Below are 1,495 nucleotides of genomic sequence, written 5' to 3'. Positions count from 1 at the left end.
GCCGACGACAGGTCGGTGAGCCGGGTCGTGTTCGAATCGACCAGTCGCGCCGAGCTGGCGAAGGTCTGCGCGGCCTTTTCCGTCGTTGTCGCGAAGCTCTGCGTGCTGCCGGACAGGCGTTCCTCGACATGACCGAGATTGGCCGCAGCCTGGTCGATCAGCTGACCGAGCTGGGCGCTGGAGGTGCTCATGCGGCCGATGAGATCGGCAACGCTTTCGGCGAGCGTCGAGCGCGCGCCGTCCACCGCCGACAAGGTCTCGGCGGTACGGCTGGCGAGCGCGTTGACCAGCGCGGCGTTTTCGCTGCGCAGCTTCTCGGTCGCCCGCTCGGTGACCTCTTCCATGCTCCGCTGAAGCTCCGAGCCGCCCTGGGCGAAACGCTCGACCAGCGGCTTGGCGGTTTCGTCGAGGATCTTCGACATCTCGGCCGAGCGCGCCGCCAGCATCGTGTTGAGTTCGCGGGTGTTGGCGCCGATGGTCTTGGCCGCGTCGTTGGTGCTCTGACCGATATGCTGGCCGACCGCGGTGAAGGTCTCGGCGATGACGTTGGCGCGCGAAATCAGTTGCGCCTCCGCGCCCGAGACCTGCTCGTTGAGCTTCTGGCCGATCGTTTCCGTGGTGGAGGCGAGGCGGTTCTCGACGCCGGCGATCTGCTCCTCGATCCGGGCCGCTGCTGCCGCTGCATTCGACGCCAGGCGCTCGTCGGCGCCGGCCAGCGCCTGCTCGATCTCGCGGGCGTGGACGGCCAGTTCCTGACCGGTCTGACGCGCGCGGTCGGCGACCCGCTGCTCGGTGCTGGCGAAGGCCCCGACGATGGTCTCGGCATGGCCGCCGATGGTCGTGGTGCTGTCGGCGATGCGCGCGACCAGGCGCTGGTCCGCATCGTCGAAGATGCGGGCGATCTCGGACGCGCGTGACGAAAGCGCTTCCGACCCCTCGGCGATGCGCGAGATCAGATGCTGGTCGGCTGCATCGAAGATGCGGCCGAGGTCCGAGGCGCGGGCCGCGAGCGCTTCGGCCGATTCGCCGATGCGCATGCTCAGCCGTTCGTCGGCGCCTTCGAAATTACGTAGGATGTCGCCGGCGCGCGCCGCCAGCGACTGCGCCGTTTCGACCGCGCGGGCAACCAGCTTCTGGTCCGCAGCGTCGAAGGTACCGGCGATCTCGCTGGCGCGGGCGGACAGCTGGTCGGCGGTGTCCTCGGCGCGTGCGATCAGCGCATTCGACGTGTCCTCGGCGCGCGCATGCAGGCGGCGGTCGGCGTCCTCGAAGGCGCGGGCGATGTCTTCTGCCCTGGCGAGCAGCGCGGCCGAGGTCTGTTCGGCGCGGTCGGCGATCTTGCGGTCGGCGTCGCTGAAGGCAAGGCCAGCCTGCTCGTGCAGGGCGCTGGTGACCTCCATGACCTTCTCGCGCAAGGCGCCGGCGACGAAGACCGCGCTCTTCTCCAGCACGTTGCGGATGTTGTCGACACCGGTCGACAGCGCCCGTTCCATGG

At 69.3% G+C, this 1,495-nt stretch carries 1 pseudogene; it reads right to left on the bottom strand.

The features are described 5' to 3' along the window. Positions 1 to 1,495: pseudogene (locus tag EN738_RS34230) on the bottom strand (kinesin); the annotation flags it as partial.

The sequence above is a fragment of the Mesorhizobium sp. M4B.F.Ca.ET.017.02.2.1 genome (assembly GCF_003998955.1).
In the GTDB taxonomy this organism is placed as follows: domain Bacteria; phylum Pseudomonadota; class Alphaproteobacteria; order Rhizobiales; family Rhizobiaceae; genus Mesorhizobium; species Mesorhizobium abyssinicae.
This window is presented reverse-complemented; position numbering and strand designations above follow the sequence as displayed.